Genomic DNA, 18243 nt, shown 5'->3' on the forward strand with positions numbered 1-18243 from the left:
GACCGCCGCCGGGCCCGGGCCACTCCGGCCGGGCCCCGCGGCGGCCGACGGCGCCGCGTCCCGCCCGGGGCGCGGCGCCGCCGCACGTCGCGCCCCGGCCACGGCGCCCCGCTCACGGCGTCCCGCCGCGCGCCGCCGCTGGCTCCGGGCCGCCGGGCCGGCGTGACCGCCCCCGGACGAACCGCGTGCCCTGGGACGACCGCGTTCCCGCGCTCCCGTCCTCCGGGCTACGGCGTTCCGTGCTTCTGTGCTCCGTGCTCCGTGCTCCGTGTCGCTCGTGGCCCGGGCGCTCATGCCCCGCGTCCCGTGGCGCCGTGCCCCGGCGTCGCCCTCGCCCGGACGCCGGGCCGGTCCTCCCGGTATCCGCGCCCGCGGACGCCGCGCCCTCACGTCACCGCGTGCCCGTGCTCCCGCGCCGCCGGACGCGTACGCCCCCGCGCCGCCGTGTCCTCGCGGCCCGGCGGCCGTGCCCCGGGGGCGGCGTGCCGTCGTGCCGTGCCGGCGCGCCTCGGACACCGGGCACGGAGGCGAGGGGGTCCGCCGTTCCGGGTCTGCCGGTACCGCGCGCTGGACGCGGCCTCCTGGCGTCTTCGCGTCGCGGTTCCTTCGTGCCCGGTGTCGCCTGGCCGTCGTGTCCGCGCGCTTCGACCCCGCGCTACGGGTTCCGGGCCGGGGACGGCCGCGCCCCGCGTCGCCCACTGGCCGGGCCTCGCGCTCGGCGCCGTGGGTGCCGGCGGCGGGCGCTCGGGCGGGGCGGGAGGTCTCAACTCGGGAAAGACTGGCGGAACCCTGCACTCGATCTTGCCCGGCGCGGTGGAGTGGACTATACCTGTCGGCATTCGGGCTGCCCGCGACCCCGTCGCGGCCCCTTCCCGGCCGTACGACCCGAGCTCCACAGACCCGCGGTGTAAGGCCCTTCGCCGGTAGCGCCGAATGTCCGGTACACCGCCTGAGTCCTGGAAGAAGGCGAGGACTTGAGCATGGGCACCACCGACGTCAACCGCCGTGAACTGATCAAGAGGGCGACGGCCCTGGGGCTCGTGGCGACCCCGGCCATGGCGGCGCTCACCTCCTGCGCCACCGGCGGCGGCGGGGACAACGAGAAGGTGGCCGGTGGGGAGAAGACCGCCGACAACCCGCTGGGCGTCAACAAGGACGCGCCCCTGGACGTCGTCATCTTCAACGGCGGCTACGGCGACCAGTACGCCCGGGACGCGCACGAGATCTACGAGGCCGCGTACGGGCAGGTCAAGCACGAGAAGACCCAGAAGATCCGCACGCTCCTCCAGCCCCGCATCATCAAGGGCGACCCGCCGGACGTGATCAACAACTCCGGCGCGGAGCAGATGGACATCGCCAGTCTCATCGAGGAGGGCCAGGTCGAGCCGCTGGACGCCCTCCTGGACGCGCCCACCCTCGACGACCCGGACAAGAAGGTGCGGGACGTGCTCGTCCCCGGCACCATCACCAAGGGCCAGTTCGGCGGCGAGGAGATGTACCAGTTCAACTACTCCTTCACCGTCTACGGCACCTGGTACTCCGCCAGCGCGCTGGAACGGCTGGAGGTGGAGTACCCCAGGACCTGGGACGAGATGCTCGCCGTCTGCGCCAAGGCCAAGCGGCAGGGCATCGCCGGGTGGACCTACGCGGGCAAGCACCCGTACTACTTCTCCTTCACGATGTACCCGTTCATCGCCAAGATCGGCGGCGCGGACGTGCTGCGGGACATCGACAACCTGGAGCCCGGTGCCTGGAAGCACGACGCGGTGCGCGCCGCCTTCGAGGCCTACCACGAGCTGTACGCCAAGGGGTACGTGCTGGAGGGCACGCCCGGCATCGACCACATCCAGTCCCAGACGCAGTGGACCAAGGGCAACGCCCTGTTCCTGCCCAACGGCTCCTGGGTGGAGAACGAGGCCAAGTCCACCACGCCGAAGGACTTCCGGATGACGGTCGCCCCGCCCACCGGGCTGGACTCCTCCGACGCCATGCCGTTCGAGACGGTGTGGGCCGAGGCGAGCGAGCCGTTCATGGTGCCCTCGCAGGCCAGGAACGTCGCGGGCGGCCTGGAGTGGCTGCGCATCATGCTGGGCAAGGAGTCCACGTCGAACTTCACCCGGCTCGTCTCCGCCCTCACCTGCGTCAAGGGTGCGGCCGAGGGGCTTGAGCTGCAGTCCGGGCTGAGTTCGGCGAGCGCCGTCCTGGCGGCCGCGGGGGAGAACGTGGTCACCCCGCGCATCCACGACTGGTACCTGGGGTTGCACAAGGACAAGGTCGGCGGGGCCATCGCGGCCATGATGTCCGGTGACATCACGCCCGACGAGGCCGTCACCCGCTGCCAGCGGTACGCGGACGAGGTGGCCAAGGACGACTCGATCCGCAAGTACGAGCGCTCCTAGAAGCACCGGCGCATCGGCGCACCGGCGTGCGGGTCGCGGCCGACCGGACCGCGGCCCGTCGCCTCGGGGCACGGGACGCGGGCGGCGAGCCACATCCGCCACCCCACCCGCGACCGGCGTGCCGGGGCGCCCGGCCGGCGGGTGGAGCGAGCAGGCGCGGGGCCCGGGCGGAGCCGGGCGCCGCACGGCGAGGAACGGGAGGCGCGGTGGCGGTGGAGGAAGCGCGGGGGGCGGGCGTCGGGGCCGCGCCGCGGCTGAGCGTCGGCGAACGGGCCCTGTTCGCGGCGGCGTTCGTGCTGCCGCCGCGGTGGACACCCCGGCGGGTCAAGACGGACCGGCGCTACCGCACGATCGACCGGTACCGCTTCGTGTGCGCCTTCCTGTTCCTGCCGCTCGCCGTGTACGCCGTCTTCGTCGTCTCGCCCTTCGTCCAGGCCTTCTCCTACTCCCTCACCGACTGGACCGGGTACAGCGCCGACTTCACCTTCGTCGGCCTGGACAACTACGCGCGCCTCGCCGACGACTCCGACTTCTGGGCGTCGCTGGGCAACAGCCTCACCCTCCTCGTCCTCGCGCCGGTGGCCACCCTGGGGCTCGGCCTGTTCCTGGCGTTCATGCTCAAGGCGGGCGGCCGCAAGCGCCGGAACCAGGCCGTCTCGGGCGTACGCGGCGCCCGGTTCTACACGGTGCTGTACTTCTTCCCGCAGGTCATCTCGGTCGCGATCATCGGCGTCGTGTGGGCCGCGGTCTACGACCCGATCACCGGGCCGCTGAACGGGCTGCTGGAGGCCGTCGGCCTGGACGGGCTCACCCAGCTCTGGCTGGCCGACCGCTCGCTGGCGCTGTGGTCGGTGCTGTTCGTGCTGTGCTGGAGCTTCGTGGGCTTCTACGTCGTGCTGTTCTCCGCCGCCATGGGAGCGATACCGGGGGACATCTACGAGGCCGCGCTGCTGGACGGGGCCGGGCGCGCGACGACGTTCTTCCGCGTCACCCTGCCGCTCATCCGCGACACCGTGCACACCGGCTGGATCTACATGGGCATCCAGGCGCTCGACGCCTTCGCCATCGTGCACATCATGACGATCAACCAGGGCGGCCCCGGCAACGCCACCCTGGTCACACCGGTCTACCTCTACAAGAAGGCCTTCGACAGCGGCCAGGCCGGCTACGCCACCGCCATCGGCGTGGTGCTGCTGCTGGTCACCATGGTCTTCGCGGCGATCATGACGCTCCTCAGCCGCCGCGAGCGCATCGAGTACTGACGGAAGCGGGGAGACGGGTTCGATGAGCGCCATCAGCACCGACCAGCCGGCGGCGGGCAGCCCGGCCGCGTCACGACCCGGCGGCGGCGCGGCCCGGGGCCGCACCGGCGACGCACCGCCGCACGGGCGGGAGCGCGGGGGCGGCGAGGGCGGCCCGCTCAACGTCTTCTCCGGCGCCTTCCTGCTGCTGTGGGCGGTGCTGGCCGCCGGGCCGCTGCTGTGGGTGATGGTCAACTCCCTGCGCGACTCCGGGTCCATCCAGGGCGCGCCGTTCGGCTGGCCGGACACGCTGAGCCTGGAGAACTTCGCCAACGCCTGGTCGGACGCCGACATCGGCCGGTACACGCTCAACTCGGTGATCATCCTGGCCGGCTCGCTGCCCGGCACGATGCTGCTGGGCTCGATGGCCGCCTACGTCATCGCCCGCTTCTCCTTCCGCGGCAACCGCGCGATCTACCTGCTGTTCGCCGGCGGCATGATGTTCCCGATCATCCTCGCCGTGGTGCCGCTGTTCTTCGTCATGGACAACCTGTCCCTGCTCGACACCCGGCCGGGGCTGATCCTGGCCTACATCGCGTACTCGCTGCCGTTCACGACGTTCTTCATGACGGCGTTCTTCCGCACGCTGCCGGGCAGCGTCGCCGAGGCGGCCACGATCGACGGCGCCTCGCACACCCGCACCTTCTTCCAGATCATGCTGCCCATGGCCAAGCCGGGGCTGATCAGCATCGGCATCTTCAACTTCCTCGGCCAGTGGAACCAGTACTTCCTTCCGCTCGCGCTGAACGCCGAGAACCGGGAACGGGCCCTGCTCACCCAGGGGCTGGCCGAACTCTCGGTCAGCCAGGGGTACGAGGGCGACTGGGGCGCCCTCTTCGCCGGGCTCACGATCGCCATGCTGCCCATCCTCGTCGTCTACCTGGTCTTCCAGCGCCAGGTGCAGGACGGGCTCACCGCCGGCGCCGTGAAGTGACCACCGGGCTCCCGCGCCGGAGCGGACCGGGCCGCGCGGTGCTGGGCCGCGCGGTGCTGGGCCGCGCGGTGCTGGGCGGATCCGCCTGACCCGCCGTCCCGGCCGCCCCGCACACCGTGCCGCCGACTCAGCCCGTGCCGGCCGCCCCGCACGCCGTACCGCCGCCCGGGGCGTCGGGGCCGCCGTCTGTGACTCACATGTGAGCACCCACCCCGCTCAGGGGCTTGACGGGGGAGAACCCCGCGCGGTCCCCTTAGGGTTCACATGTTGGAAGCAGGCCGTTCCCCGGGCGAGGGGCGGCCGACGCGGGCGGTCGGCGTGCCGCCGCGTCCTGGCGGGAGTGGGTCAGTAGTGGAGACACCGGGGTCGCAGTCCTCGCTGCACCGCGCCAACCTCGAACGCGTGGTGCGGGCCGTGCGCATGGCCGGCTCGCTGACCCAGGCGGAGATCGCGCGCACCACCGGGCTCTCGGCCGCCACGGTCTCCAACATCGTCCGCGAGCTCAAGGACGGCGGGACGGTCGAGGTGACCCCCACCTCCGCGGGCGGTCGCCGAGCGCGCAGCGTCTCCCTGTCGGGGGACGCCGGAATCGTCGTCGGGGTGGACTTCGGCCACTCCCACCTGCGCGTCGCCGTCGGCAACCTCGCGCACCGCGTGCTGGCCGAGGAGTCCGAGCCCATCGACGTCGACGCCTCCGCGGCCCAGGGGCTGGACCGGGCCGAGGAGGTCGTCGCACGGCTGCTCACCGGCGCGGGCATCGGCCCGGAGAAGGTCATCGGCGTGGGCCTGGGCGTTCCCGGCCCGATCGACGTCGAAACCGGCGTCCTGGGTTCCACGGCCATCCTGCCCGGCTGGGCCGGGACCAACCCGCGCGACGACCTGGCCGCCCGGCTGGGCGTGCCCGTGCACGTGGACAACGACGCCAACCTCGGCGCGCTGGGCGAGCTGGTGTGGGGCGGCGGCCGGGGCGTGGCCGACCTGGCCTACATCAAGGTGGCCAGCGGCGTCGGCGCGGGCCTGGTCATCCGGGGGCAGGTCTACCGCGGACCCGGCGGTACGGCCGGGGAGATCGGGCACATCACGCTGGACGAGGCGGGCCCGGTGTGCCGGTGCGGCAACCGGGGCTGCCTGGAGACGTTCACCGCCGCCCGGTACGTGCTGCCGCTGCTCACCCCCAGCCACGGACCCGACCTGACGATGCCGCGCGTCGTCGCGCTCGCCCGCGAGGGTGACCCCGGGTGCCGCCGCGTCGTCGCCGACATAGGGCGGCACATCGGCAGCGGCGTGGCCAACCTCACCAACCTGCTCAACCCGAGCCGGGTCATCCTCGGCGGGGACCTCGCCGACGCCGGTGAGCTGGTGCTCGACCCGATCCGCGACTCCGTCGCGCGGTACGCCATCCCCAGCGCGGCCTGCGGGCTGACGGTCGTCCCCGGCGCGCTCGGCGGGCGGGCCGAGGTGCTGGGGGCGCTGGCGCTCGTGCTCAGCGAGATGGGTGACGCGCCCCTGCCGGCCGCACCGGCCCACAGGAGCACGGCCACCGTGTAGCCGCACCCGGTGCGCGCTGGTCGCCCGGTGCGCCCGGGCCGCCGGTGCGTACCGGCCGCTTCAGCGCGCACCGACGGCGTCCGGCCTGTCGGGCCATGCCGGGCCGGCCGGTACGCGCGCCGGGCGCGCCCCGCGTCCCGGCGCGTCCGCTCCCCGGCACCGGGCGCCCGGCCCTCCCGCTCGGGCGCGGCCGACGACGTACGGCTTCACGGCTTCCACGGAACGCGATGTTGCTCGACCGTTGTTGATTTACTTCTTGACGACATCCTCCGGCGACGGTTGACTTCCCCGCACCTCGGTCGCGATGACGCGGCCACGTCAGGGAGGTGCCCCACATGAACGCGACGCTCCGTCGTGCCGCAGCCGTCCTCGCCGCCTCCGCCGCGGCCGTCTCGCTCGCCGCCTGCGGCAGCGCCGAACAAGCCGGTGAAAACGGCGGTTCGGACGGCAAGAACGGCGACCGGAAGGACGGTCCGCTCTCCATCGGCCTGCTGCTGCCGGAGGACCAGACCGCCCGCTACGAGAAGTTCGACCGCCCGCTGATCGAGGGGAAGATCGAGCAGCTCTGCCCCGACTGCACGGTCACCTACGTCAACGCCAAGCAGGACGCGTCCGTCCAGCAGCAGCAGATGAACTCGATGATCACCAAGCAGGTCGACGTGATCATCCTGGACGCCGTGGACGCCAAGTCCATCGCGGGCTCGGTCCAGGCCGCCGACGACGCCGGTATCCCCGTCGTCGCCTACGACCGCCTCGCCGAAGGCCCGATCGACGCGTACACCTCCTTCGACAACGAGGAGGTCGGCCGGGTCCAGGGCACCGCGCTGCTGGAGGAGATCGGGAAGGCCGGCGGTGACGGGCAGATCGTCATGATGAACGGCTCGCCCACCGACCCCAACGCCGCCATGTTCAAGAAGGGCGCCCTGTCGGTGCTGGAGGGCGAGGTCGAGATCGGCAAGTCCTACGACACCACGGAGTGGAAGCCGAGCGAGGCCAACAAGAACATGAACGGCGCCATCGCCGCGCTCGGCGAGGAGAACATCGTCGGCGTCTACTCGGCCAACGACGGCATGGCCGGCGGCATCATCACCGCGCTCAAGGAGGCGGACTTCGCCGAGCTGCCGCCCGTCACCGGGCAGGACGCCGAGATCGCCGGCGTCCAGCGGATCGTGGCCGGCGAGCAGTTCATGAGCGTCTACAAGCCGTACCGCCCGGAGGCCGAGGCGGCGGCCGAGATGGCCATCGCGCTGGCCCGGGGGGAGGAGCCCGAGGCCGAGTCGACCGTGGACAGCGCCACCACCGAGGGGGTGCCGGCCACGCTCATCACGCCGGTGGCGCTCACCGTGGACAACCTCGAGGAGACGGTCTTCAAGGACGGCCTGTACACGCTGGAGGAGGTCTGCACGCCCGAGTACCGCACCGCGTGCGAGGAAGCGGGCCTGATGTAAGCGGCCGCCGCCCCGTCCCCGGGCCGCCCGCCGCCGCTCCGCTCCTTCGCACCCCTCCCCAGGAGTTGATCCCCATGTCCGCTACGCCGGTACTGGCGTTGCGCGGAGTCTCCAAGCGCTTCGGCGCCGTGCAGGCGCTCACCGACGTCCACCTGGCCGTCCACGCGGGCGAAGTGGTCGCCCTCGTCGGCGACAACGGCGCCGGGAAGTCCACGCTCGTCAAGGCCATCGCCGGGGTCGGCCCGGCCGACGAGGGCGCGTTCGTCTGGCAGGGCAGGCCCGAGCGCGTGACCCGCCCGCACGACGCCCAGGCCCTCGGCGTCGCGACCGTCTACCAGGACCTCGCGCTCTGCGACAACCTCGACGTCGTCGGCAACCTCTTCCTCGGCCGGGAGATCCACCGCTCCGGCGTGCTGGACGAGGTGGAGATGGAGCGCCGCAGCCGTGAGCTGCTGCAGACGCTCTCCATCCGCATCCCGAGCGTGCGCATCCCCGTGGCCTCGCTCTCCGGCGGGCAGCGCCAGACGGTCGCCATCGCCCGGTCCATGCTCGGCGAGCCCAGCCTCGTCATCCTCGACGAACCGACCGCGGCGCTGGGCGTCGAGCAGACGGCCCAGGTGCTCGACCTGGTGGAACGCCTGCGCGAGCGCGGACTGGCCGTGCTGCTCATCAGCCACAACATGGCCGACGTGAAGGCGGTCGCCGACACGGTGGCCGTCTTGCGCCTCGGCCGCAACAACGGCGTCTTCGACGTGGCGACCACCTCCCAGGAAGAGGTCATCGCCGCCATCACCGGCGCCACGGAGAACGCCGTCACCCGCCGCAAGGCCCGCACCGCGGAGGCACCGCAGTGAGCACCGACGTGACCAAGAGCCAGGGCGAGCCGGGCGGCGCCGCGCACGACGGCGCCGCCCCGGCCGCCGTCCCCGCCACCGACCCCCGGCTGCTGGTGCGCGAGCAGGGCCTGGCCGGGTACTGGGCGGACTTCACCCGCCGCATGCGCAGCGGCGAACTGGGCTCGGTGCCCGTCGTCGTCGGACTGGCCGTCATCTGGCTGGTGTTCTGGCTGCTGGACGACAAGTTCCTCTCCGCGCAGAACCTCAGCAACCTGTCGGTCTACGTCGTCGGCACCGGCCTGATCTCCGTCGGCGTGGTCTTCGTGCTGCTGCTGGGCGAGATCGACCTGTCCGTCGGCTCGGTGAGCGGGCTGGCCGGTGCGGTCTTCGCCGTGCTCGCCGTCAACGAGGGCGTACCCGAGTGGCTGGCCCTGGTGGCCGCCCTGCTGACGGGCTGTCTGGCCGGCGTCGTGCACGGCTTCTTCTTCGCCCGCGTGGGCGTGCCCGCCTTCGTCGTCACCCTGGCCGGGCTGCTGTTCTGGAACGGGCTGATGCTCCAGGTGCTGGCGTCCGACGGCACGATCAACCTGCGCGACGGCGGCCTGGTGCGGCAGCTGACCAGCTACTACTTCACCGATGTCGCCGCCGCCTACGGCCTGGCCCTGATCGCGGTGCTGGGCTACTTCACGGCGCAGTGGCACGAGCACCGCAGGCGCACCGCCGCCCAGGTGCCCGCGCGTCCGGTGAACGAGATCGTGGTCCGCACGGCGGTGCTGGCGGCGCTCGCGTTCGCCGCCGCGTACATGCTCAACCAGTACCGGGGGCTGCCGCTGGCCCTGCTGGTCTTCCTCGCGGTGCTCGTCGCCTTCGACTTCCTGCTGCGCCGCACCGGGTACGGTCGCCGGGTCTTCGCGCTGGGCGGCAACACCGAGGCCGCCCGCCGGGCCGGCATCGACGTCGCGGCCGTGCGGATCTCCGTCTTCGCCCTCGCGGGCACGCTGGCGGCCTTCGGCGGGCTGCTCATCGCCTCCCGCATCGCGGCCGCGAACCAGGGCGCGGGCTCGGGCGTGCTGCTGATGGAGGCCATCGCCGCGGCCGTCATCGGCGGCACCAGCCTCTTCGGCGGCCGGGGCACGGTGTGGTCGGCGCTGCTGGGCATGCTGGTGATCGGGTCCATCTCCAACGGGCTGGCCCTGCTGGGCAGCCCGTCCCACGTCCAATACATGATCACGGGTGCGGTGCTGCTGGCGGCGGTGGTCATCGACTCCGTCTCGCGCCGCACGCAGCGGACGGCCGGACGCACCTGACCGGAGCACCCCGCGGCTTCGCCCCGCACGCCGGACGGTCGGCGTGCGGGGCGAAGCCGCGGGGCGGGACCGCCCCCGCGCCGGGTGGGCGGCGCGGGGGCGGGGCTCGTCAGACGCTCTGCGCGGTGAAGCGCTGGTGCGCCAGGCCGTGGCACGTCCACTGGATGATCGGGGTCCGCGCCTGCGGCGTGCGGGTCTGGTCCATGCACTTGCCGCTGTACTTGTTGACCAGGGTGAACTCCTTGCCGTTCTCGACCGGCACGCGGGCCCAGAGCTGGTCCTCGTAGCCGCTGTTGCAGCCGTACCCGGTGAGCTCGTGCCCGTTCTCCACGCTGTGGTAGCCGTTCACCAGGCAGGTGCCCGACGCCTTGTTGCGGAGCTGGAACCAGTCGCCCTGCACCGGGACGACCTCCCACTGCTGGTTCGCGCCGCCGTGGTACGGGTAGGTGATGACCGGGGTCCCCGGCCGCGCGGAGCTGCCCGCGAGGTCGACGACGAGGTTGGAGTTCTTGACGCTGCGCAGCACCAGGGTCTGCGCCGTCGGTGCCGCTTCCGCGGCGGCCTCGGCAGCCGGAGCGGCGGCACCGGCCGGGTTGGCCGACAGCCCGGCGAAGGCCAGGCCGAGCAGGGCCGTGACGGCGAGCAGCTTCCTACGGAACATGGGCATGGTTCCTTCCTAGCGGCAGGTCCCCGCGGCGTGCGGGGCGTGCGGTGCCCATGCTTCCCGGCGGAGCGGCCCGTCCGCCGCCTTTGCGGAGCGAAACCACCGATACGGGCGGCGCAGGCGCGCGGGGCGCGGCACGGTGGTGCGCCTGGCGTCTGTCGGATCGTCAGACTTTTCTGTCAGACCTTTCCGTCAGACCTTCCCGGCGGACCTTTGCGGCGCCACCGGCGCCAGCACCAGGGTGCCCCTACTCCGCCTGCGGCGCCGGAGCCGGGGCGGCCACGTGCGCGGCCACCGCGTCGGCCGCGCGCCGGCCGGAGGCCAGGGCGCCCTCGATGGAGCTGGTGGCGCGGTGGTCGCCGCACACGAAGAGCCCGCCCACCCGAACGGGCCGCCGGAAGGGGTGGGGAGCGGTCATGTCGGGCAGAGCGTGCGGGATGTTGTAGGTGGCCAGGTGCTCCCAACCGCCGGTGTCCGTGCGGTACAGCGTGGCCAGCCGCCGCCGCACGCGGGCCTCGACGTCCGTGCCGGGCGCGTGCGGGTCCCCGTGCAGGAACGTCGTGGCCACCAGCGTGCGCCCGGCGGGCCCGTACGAGGGCGCCGCCGCGTTGACGACGACGGTGTTGGCGACGGGGGAGCGGTCGGCGTCCACCAGCAGGGTGGCGCCGGGGGCGGGGGAGCCGTCCACGGCGTGGTAGAGCGTGGTCAGCCCCTTCCAGCGCGGCGTGGGCAGCCCCGGCAGCAGGCGGCCCGCGGCGTCCGCGTCGGTCGCGACGACCACCGCCCCGGCGTGCACCGTGCCCTCGCCGGTGACCACCCGGTCGGGCGCCACCTCCCGCGCCACGGTGTGCAGCCGCAACGCTCCGGGCGGCAGGTCGCGGGCCAACTGCTCCGGTATCTGCTGCATCCCGGCGTCCGGCACCCCGGCCTCGCCGCGCACGAACATCCGCAGCATGAGCTCCACGAACCGGCTCGACGTGGCGCCCCGGGAGTCGAGCGTCACCCCGGCGAAGAACGGCCTCAGCACCTTCCCGATCACCGGCTCGGTCAGTCCCCGGCGCTGCCAGGCGCGCAGTGCCGGCTCGTCGGTGCGGCGCAGCAGCCGGCGCGCGGGCAGCGCGGCGGCGCCGGACGCGTACGCGGCCAGGGCCAGCCGGCCGCGCAGCGGGCCCAGCGGCGCGCGCAGGGCCCGCACCGCGTCCCGGGGGTCGCGGCGGGGGTCGCCCAGCCGGAACAGCCGCCCTTCGGAGAACACCCGCAGACCCCGCTCGAACGGGCGCAGGTCCAAACGCTCCACGTCGAGCTGGCGGCGCACCTCGGGATAGGCGGTGTTGAGCACCTGGAAGCCGCGGTCCAGCAGGAACCCGTCGACGGTGTCCGTGCGCACCCGGCCGCCGACCGCGTCCCCGGCCTCCAGCACCAGGACCTCCAGGCCGCGCGCCGTCAGCGCGCGGGCGGCGGCGAGCCCGGCCAGCCCCGCCCCCACCACCACGACGTCGCACCGCTTCGCTATCGCGTCCATCACCGCCCGGGTGACCGCGAGCGAGCCGGCCCAAACCCCGCGTGCACCCCGCCCCGCCCGGGCGCCGCCGCGCGCCGGGCGCGGCCCGGACCCGCCCCCGCCGCCCCCGCCGCGAGCGACCCCGCCCCCCCCGGAGAGGCGGACGCGAAGGACCGCCGACCGGGTGACATCTCGCCCCGCTCGCCGGGCGCGGGCGCGGAAACGGCCCCCACGGGGTACGCGGGCGCCATGCAGACCTTCCTCCCCTACCCGGACTTCCCGGAGGCCGCGGCCACCCTGGACCGCCGCCGGCTGGGCAAGCAGCGCGTGGAGGCGCTGCAGGTGCTGCGCGGCCTCACCGTGCCCGGGTACGGGTGGCGGCACCACCCGGCGGTGCGGATGTGGACGGGGTACGCCGAGGCGCTCGTGCGGTACGGCCTGGACGTGTGCCGGGTGTGGTGCGAGGGCGGCGGCAAGGACACCTGCGCCGCCACCATGCTGGCCGACCTCGCGGCCGCCGGGCGCGCGGAGCCCGTCCGCACCCAGCGCGAGCTGGCCGCGGCCGGGGAGCTGCCGCCGTGGCTGGGGGACGCGGCGTTCCACCGCAGCCACCAGTCCGCGCTCGTCCGCAAGGACCCCGCCCACTACCGGCCCCGCTTCCCTGGCGTTCCGGACGACCTTCCCTATGTGTGGCCGGCGTCCGACCGGGAAACCTGACCGCGCGGCGCCGTGCGCTGTAAGGGCCACGTAAACTGCGTCGCCGACCGCTCGTGCCCCGTCACGTGCGGCCACCGGCACGCCCTGGAAACCGATCCGAAGGAGCCCCCGATGACGTCGTCCGGCAGTCCCGAGGCGCCCATCTACGACAGTCTCATAGAGGAGCACGGCGACATCCTGGCCGAGTCGCGCAAGGTGGCCGAGGAGACGCAGCGGGAGGCGCGGGAGGCCATCGACTTCAGCGACGTGCGGGCCGCCCACCCGGGCGCGTCCCGGAGCTGAGCACCGCGCACGCGCACGGCACGCGCCGGTCGCGCGAGGGCGCGCACCCCGGCGGGGTGACGCATCTCCCACCCACGCCAGGCGGCGCCGTCGGCGCGAATACTAGACTCGGGAAGATCGGTTGAGGCCGAACAGCCCGAGAGCAAGGAGGCTCAGTGCCAAAGGTGCCGCGCGAACCGCGACGACCGGAGACAGCGGGGAGCGAGCCTGCACGGGGACGGCCACTGCTGGCCCGCGTCCAGGGGCCGCGTGACCTCGACGGGCTCAGTCCGCAGCAGCTCGATCAGCTCGCCGCGGAGATCCGCTCGTTCCTGGTGCAGTCCGTGGCCCGGACCGGTGGCCACCTGGGCCCCAACCTGGGCGTGGTGGAGCTGACCATCGCCCTGCACCGGGTCTTCCACTCGCCCAGCGACAAGGTGCTCTTCGACACCGGCCACCAGTCCTACGTGCACAAGCTGCTCACCGGTCGCCAGGACTTCTCCCGCCTGCGCACCCGGGGCGGCCTGTCCGGCTACCCCTCGCGCGCCGAGTCCCCGCACGACGTCATCGAGAACAGCCACGCCTCCACGGTGCTCGGCTGGGCCGACGGCATCGCCAAGGCCAACGAGCTGCGCGAGACCGGCGACCACGTCGTCGCCGTCATCGGGGACGGCGCGCTGACCGGCGGCATGGCCTGGGAGGCGCTGAACAACATCGCCGCCGCCAAGGACCGCCCGCTGGTCATCGTCGTCAACGACAACGAGCGCTCCTACGCCCCCACCATCGGCGGCCTCGCCAACCACCTGGCCACCCTGCGCACCACGGACGGCTACGAGCGCTTCCTCGCGCGCGGCAAGGAGATGCTCAGCCGCACCCCCGTCGTCGGCAAGCCGCTCTACGGCACGCTGCACGGCGCCAAGAAGGGCCTGAAGGACGTCATCGCGCCGCAGGGCCTGTTCGAAGACCTGGGCCTGAAGTACATCGGCCCGATCGACGGGCACGACGTGACCGCGGTGGAGTCCGCGCTGCTGCGCGCCAAGCGGTTCGGCGGCCCGGTGATCGTGCACTGCCTGACCGAGAAGGGCCGCGGCTACCAGCCCGCCCGCCAGGACGACGCCGACCAGTTCCACGCGGTCGGCGTCATCCACCCCGACACCGGCCTGCCCGTCTCCACCTCCGGCGCCGACTGGACGTCGGTGTTCTCCGAGGAGATGGTGCGCATCGGCCGGGAGCGGCAGGACGTCGTCGCGATCACCGCCGCGATGATGCGCCCCACCGGGCTGCACCCCTTCGCCGAGGCCTTCCCCGACCGGGTGTTCGACGTCGGCATCGCCGAGCAGCACGGCGCGGTGTCCGCCGCCGGGCTGGCCACCGCCGGGCTGCACCCGGTCTTCGCCGTCTACGCCACCTTCCTCAACCGCGCCTTCGACCAGGTGCTGATGGACGTCGCCCTGCACCGGCTGGGCGTGACGTTCGTGCTGGACCGGGCGGGCGTGACCGGCTCGGACGGCGCCTCCCACAACGGCATGTGGGACATGTCCATCCTCCAGGTCGTGCCCGGCCTGCGCCTGGCCGCGCCGCGCGACGCCGAGCAGCTGCGCGCCCAGCTCCGCGAGGCGGTCGCGGTGGACGACGCCCCCACCGTGGTGCGCTACTCCAAGGGCGTCGTCGGCCCGGCCGTCCCGGCCGTGGGGGTCGTCGGCGGCATGGACGTGCTGCGCGAGCCCGGCAGCGACCGCCCCGACGTGCTGCTCGTCTCCGTCGGCGCGCTGGCCCCGATGTGCCTGGAGACCGCCGACCTGCTCGAACGGCAGGGCATCAGCACGACGGTGGTCGACCCGCGCTGGGTCAAGCCCGTCGACGAGGCGCTCGCCCCGCTGGCCGCCCGGCACCGGGTCGTCGTCACCGTCGAGGACAACTCCCGGGTGGGCGGTGTCGGCTCGGCCGTCTCCCAGGCCCTGCGCGACGCCGGGGTGGACGTGCCGCTGCGCGACTTCGGCATCCCGCCCCGCTTCCTCGACCACGCCTCGCGCAAGGAGGTGCTGGCCGAGATCGGGCTGACCGCCCCGGACGTGGCCCGCCAGGTCACCGGCCTGGTCGCCCAGCTCGACGGGCGCTACGGCGACGCGGACCCGCCCGCCGGAGCACCGGCCGCCGCCCCCGACCGGCAGCGCGAGTCCGCCCGCGACTGACGCCCGCTCAGCCGTGCCCACCGGCCCCGCACTCCGCCTCCCGGGCGGCGCGCGGGGCCGGATAGGGTGAGGCGTCATGCCGACCGCCGAGCCGCCGGGCTCGTCCCCGCAGGCCCCGACCGACCTCGTGGCGGCCCACCCGGCCGCGGCGTCGTCCGCGACCGTCCCCCTCGCCCGGGCGCCGCGCCCCCGGTCGCCCGGGCCGCCACCCGGCCCGCGCCGGCCGGCCGGCTCCGTGCCGGGCGGCCGCCGCCGGGCGCGGATGCCCGCGCGCGCCTTCTGGCTCCGGCTGCTGCCGGCGCTGCTCGTCCTGACGGCCGTCACCCGCCTGCCGTCCTTCCAGCGCCCGGTGTGGAACCCGGACGAGGGCTTCGTCGCCACCCAGGCCCGCATGCTCGCCGCGGGCGGCACCCTCTACGGCACCGTCGTCGACCGCAAGCCGCCGCTGCTGCCGTGGCTGTACCAGGGCGCCTTCGCGCTCTTCGGGGACGACTCGCTGTGGCCGCTGCGGGCCCTGGCGGTACTCGCCGTCGCCGGGACGGCCGCCCTGGTCGCCTCCGTCGCCCGGCGCCGCTGGGGCGGCCGGGCGGGCGCCACGGCCGGAGTGCTGTGCGTGCTCGCCTCGGTGGGCCTGAACCCCGAGGACGCCCAGGCCGCCACCTTCGAGGTCTTCCTGCTGCCGTGCACGGCCGCCGCCTTCTGGTACGCGGACCGGCGCCGCTGGTGGGCCGCCGGGCTCGCGGTGGCCGGAGCCGTCCTGGCCAAGCAGACCGGCGGCGCCGTGCTGCTGCCCGTGCTCTACCTGGTGTGGCGCGGCGTGCCGCGCGGCGCGCCGAGGCTGCGCGCGCTGCTGGTCGTGCTGGCCGCCTTCGCCGCGCCGCTGCTGGCGACCGCGCTGGCCACCGGCTTGTCCCGGACCCTGTTCTGGACCGTCACCGGCTCCGGCTCCTACGCGACCTTCGCCGGCTCGGAACTGCACGTGCTGGGCCGGGCGCTGGGCACCACGGCCGTCTTCGCCCTCGGCGCGGGCGGAGCGCTGCTGCCGGTGCTCACCGTGCTGCGCCGCCGGGTGCCGCGCGGCCACGTGCTCTCCTTCGACCTGTGGCTGTGGCTGGCCGCCTCCGCCGTCGGCGTCGTCACCGGCTTCCACTTCTTCGGCCACTACTACCTGCAACTGCTGCCCCCGCTGGCGCTGCTGGCCGCCGGGGCGCTGCACCTGCTGACCACCGACTGGCTGCGCCTGACCGTCCTCGTCTCGGTGGTGGTGAGCACCGTCTTCGTGGCCTGGGGCAGCCACGCCGAACGCGACTCCCTGCGGCACGCCGAGCGCCTCGCGGCCACGATACGGGCGCGGACGGAGCCCGGGGAGCGGGTGCTGGTGTGGGGCATGCACCCGGAGACCTACTGGCTCGCCGACCGCCCGCCCGCCTCCCGGTACCTGACCGCCGGGCTGCTCACCAACTACAGCGGCGGCCGCGACGGGCCGCGCGTGGGGGAGCGGTACGGCGTGCCGGGCACCTGGCCGGTGTTCCTGCACGAGCTGACGGCGGCACGGCCCGCGCTGATCGTCGACGACTCGCGGGGCAAGCCGTACCGTCCCGAGCGGCTGCCGTCCCTGCGCCGGGTGCTGGCCGAGCGCTACGAGCGGGTGGGCGTCGTGGACGGCGCGGTGGTGTACGCGCGGACGGAGCGCTGAGCGCGCCGCACCGGCCGGGTCAGGAGCGCGGCAGGAGCCGGGGACCCACGACGGACGCCCCGCGCTCGCCCACCCGGTGGCGCAGTCCGCGGTCGGCGGTGACCACCACGACCGGGCGCCCGGCGCCCTCGGCCGTGACCAGGGCGACGATCGCGTCGTCCCCGCTGGCGGGCGCCGCCACGACCCGGACCCCCGGCACCGGCGCCACGCCGCGCGCCGCGCCCTCGACGACGAGCACCAGCTCCAGCGGCTCCGCGACCCCGGCCAGGCCGCCTCCCGTCCCGCGCGCCGCGGCCAGCCGGTCGCGCAGCCGCTCCGTGGCCCCGTGCCGGTCGCGCCACCAGCCGTCCGGGACGGAGCCGACGACGTTGGCGGCGTCCACCACGACCAGCGGCGGCGGGGGCGCCGTCACGCGACGGGGGCCGGGTCGCGTTGCGGCCAGCCCGCCCAGGCCGAGGCGACCATCTCCCGCACGTCGCGCCGCGCCGTCCAGCCCAGCTCCCGCGCGGCCCGGTCGGCGCGGGCCACGACGCGGGCCGGGTCGCCGGGGCGGCGGGGCGTCACCTCGGGGGTGAACTTCCGCCCGGTCACCTCGGCGACGACGTCCATCATCTCCCGCACCGAGACGCCCTCGCCGCGACCGATGTTGACGGTCAGGTCCGCGCCGGGGCGCACCTGGCCCGACGCCAGCGCGCGGGCCGCCGCCAGGTGCGCGTCGGCGAGGTCGGCGACGTGGATGTAGTCCCGCACGCACGTGCCGTCGGGCGTGGGGTAGTCGTCGCCGAAGATCCGGGGGGCCGCGCCGTCGGTGAGGCGCTCGAAGGCCATCGGCACCAGGTTGGCCACGCCGGTGTCGGCGAGCTCGGGGGCCGCAGCGCCGGCCACGTTGAAGTACCGCAGGCACGCCGTGCGCAGCCCGTGGGCCCCGGCGGTGGCGCGTACCAGCCACTCGCCGGCCAGCTTCGTCTCCCCGTACGGACTCATCGGGGCGCACGGGGTGTCCTCGGTCACCGTCTCCCCGTCCGGCATGCCGTAGACGGAGGCGGAGGAGGAGAACACGAAGGCCTCCACCCCGCCCGCGACGACCGCCTCCAGCAGCACCTGGAGCCCGTGCACGTTCTCGTGGTAGTACCGCAGCGGCACCTCCACCGACTCGCCCACCCGCTTCTTGGCGGCCAGGTGCACGACGCCCGTGACGCCGTGCTCGGCGATCACCCGGTCCAGCGCCGCGCGGTCCAGCACGGAGGCCTCCACCAGCGGGACGTCCGACGGCAGCCGCTGCCGCAGGCCCGTGGACAGGTCGTCCAGCACGACGACGCGCTCGCCCGCCCGCACCATCGCCCGCACGACGTGCGCGCCGATGTAGCCGGCTCCTCCGGTCACGAGATAGGTCATCCGCCCATCCTATGCGGCCCCCTCCGGCGAGCGGCTGACGAGCA

General features: G+C 74.4%; 15 protein-coding genes. 11 read left to right on the plus strand and 4 right to left on the minus strand.

The window, feature by feature from the left end:
- The first annotated feature begins 980 nt into the window (after positions 1 to 980).
- The 7 genes from ngcE to OSB71_RS07030 all read left to right on the plus strand — a co-directional run bounded on the left by ngcE (position 981) and on the right by OSB71_RS07030 (position 9773).
- Complete coding sequence (gene ngcE, locus OSB71_RS07000) at positions 981 to 2399, plus strand: N-acetylglucosamine/diacetylchitobiose ABC transporter substrate-binding protein (protein ID WP_265945392.1); 1419 nt, start codon at positions 981 to 983, stop codon at positions 2397 to 2399.
- 206 nt (positions 2400 to 2605) lie between these two features.
- Positions 2606 to 3661, plus strand: coding sequence for a carbohydrate ABC transporter permease (locus OSB71_RS07005; RefSeq protein ID WP_416237208.1), 1056 nt, complete (start codon positions 2606 to 2608; stop codon positions 3659 to 3661).
- A 22-nt stretch (positions 3662 to 3683) separates the two neighbouring features.
- Positions 3684 to 4634, plus strand: a complete 951-nt coding sequence (locus OSB71_RS07010; protein ID WP_265945393.1) for a carbohydrate ABC transporter permease — start codon at positions 3684 to 3686, stop codon at positions 4632 to 4634.
- A 351-nt stretch (positions 4635 to 4985) separates the two neighbouring features.
- Positions 4986 to 6182, plus strand: a complete 1197-nt coding sequence (locus OSB71_RS07015; RefSeq protein WP_265945394.1) for an ROK family transcriptional regulator — start codon at positions 4986 to 4988, stop codon at positions 6180 to 6182.
- 335 nt (positions 6183 to 6517) lie between these two features.
- On the plus strand, positions 6518 to 7630 hold the full coding sequence (locus tag OSB71_RS07020) for a substrate-binding domain-containing protein (RefSeq protein ID WP_265945395.1): 1113 nt from the start codon (positions 6518 to 6520) through the stop codon (positions 7628 to 7630).
- A gap of 74 nt (positions 7631 to 7704) precedes the next feature.
- Positions 7705 to 8484: an ATP-binding cassette domain-containing protein gene (locus tag OSB71_RS07025; protein ID WP_265945396.1), complete on the plus strand. Its 780-nt coding sequence runs from the start codon at positions 7705 to 7707 to the stop codon at positions 8482 to 8484.
- Complete coding sequence (locus OSB71_RS07030; protein WP_265945397.1) at positions 8481 to 9773, plus strand: sugar ABC transporter permease; 1293 nt, start codon at positions 8481 to 8483, stop codon at positions 9771 to 9773. The genes OSB71_RS07025 and OSB71_RS07030 overlap by 4 nt, the downstream gene beginning before the upstream one ends.
- Positions 9774 to 9882: 109 nt before the next feature.
- On the opposite strand, the gene OSB71_RS07035 is transcribed toward OSB71_RS07030, so the two are convergent.
- Positions 9883 to 10434 carry an RICIN domain-containing protein gene (locus tag OSB71_RS07035; protein ID WP_265945398.1) on the minus strand — a complete coding sequence of 184 codons (552 nt, stop codon included), beginning with the start codon at positions 10432 to 10434 and terminating at the stop codon, positions 9883 to 9885.
- Between the two features lie 250 nt (positions 10435 to 10684).
- Positions 10685 to 11962: an NAD(P)/FAD-dependent oxidoreductase gene (locus OSB71_RS07040; RefSeq protein WP_265945399.1), complete on the minus strand. Its 1278-nt coding sequence runs from the start codon at positions 11960 to 11962 to the stop codon at positions 10685 to 10687.
- A 225-nt stretch (positions 11963 to 12187) separates the two neighbouring features.
- Here OSB71_RS07040 and OSB71_RS07045 point away from each other — a divergent pair, with 225 nt between their 5' ends.
- The 4 genes from OSB71_RS07045 (at position 12188) to OSB71_RS07060 (ending at position 16804) form a co-directional block, all read left to right on the plus strand.
- On the plus strand, positions 12188 to 12655 hold the full coding sequence (locus OSB71_RS07045; RefSeq protein WP_265945401.1) for an MSMEG_6728 family protein: 468 nt from the start codon (positions 12188 to 12190) through the stop codon (positions 12653 to 12655).
- Positions 12656 to 12766: 111 nt separating this feature from the next.
- Complete coding sequence (locus OSB71_RS07050; protein WP_265945403.1) at positions 12767 to 12937, plus strand: hypothetical protein; 171 nt, start codon at positions 12767 to 12769, stop codon at positions 12935 to 12937.
- Positions 12938 to 13101: 164 nt separating this feature from the next.
- Positions 13102 to 15108, plus strand: a complete 2007-nt coding sequence (gene dxs, locus OSB71_RS07055) for a 1-deoxy-D-xylulose-5-phosphate synthase (protein ID WP_265945600.1) — start codon at positions 13102 to 13104, stop codon at positions 15106 to 15108.
- Between the two features lie 76 nt (positions 15109 to 15184).
- A complete protein-coding gene (locus OSB71_RS07060; RefSeq protein ID WP_416237209.1) occupies positions 15185 to 16804 on the plus strand; it encodes an ArnT family glycosyltransferase in 1620 nt (539 codons plus the stop codon).
- A 19-nt stretch (positions 16805 to 16823) separates the two neighbouring features.
- Here OSB71_RS07060 and OSB71_RS07065 read toward each other — a convergent pair whose 3' ends face one another.
- Both OSB71_RS07065 and galE read right to left on the minus strand, forming a co-directional pair.
- Positions 16824 to 17216 (minus strand): NYN domain-containing protein, encoded by a 393-nt coding sequence (locus tag OSB71_RS07065; protein WP_265945405.1) that lies wholly within the window; start codon positions 17214 to 17216, stop codon positions 16824 to 16826.
- On the minus strand, positions 17213 to 18199 hold the full coding sequence (gene galE / locus OSB71_RS07070) for a UDP-glucose 4-epimerase GalE (protein WP_265945407.1): 987 nt from the start codon (positions 18197 to 18199) through the stop codon (positions 17213 to 17215). Before galE ends, OSB71_RS07065 begins: the two co-directional genes overlap by 4 nt.
- Positions 18200 to 18243 lie beyond the last annotated feature (44 nt).

The organism is Streptomyces marinisediminis (assembly GCF_026262575.1).
In the GTDB taxonomy this organism is placed as follows: domain Bacteria; phylum Actinomycetota; class Actinomycetes; order Streptomycetales; family Streptomycetaceae; genus Streptomyces; species Streptomyces marinisediminis.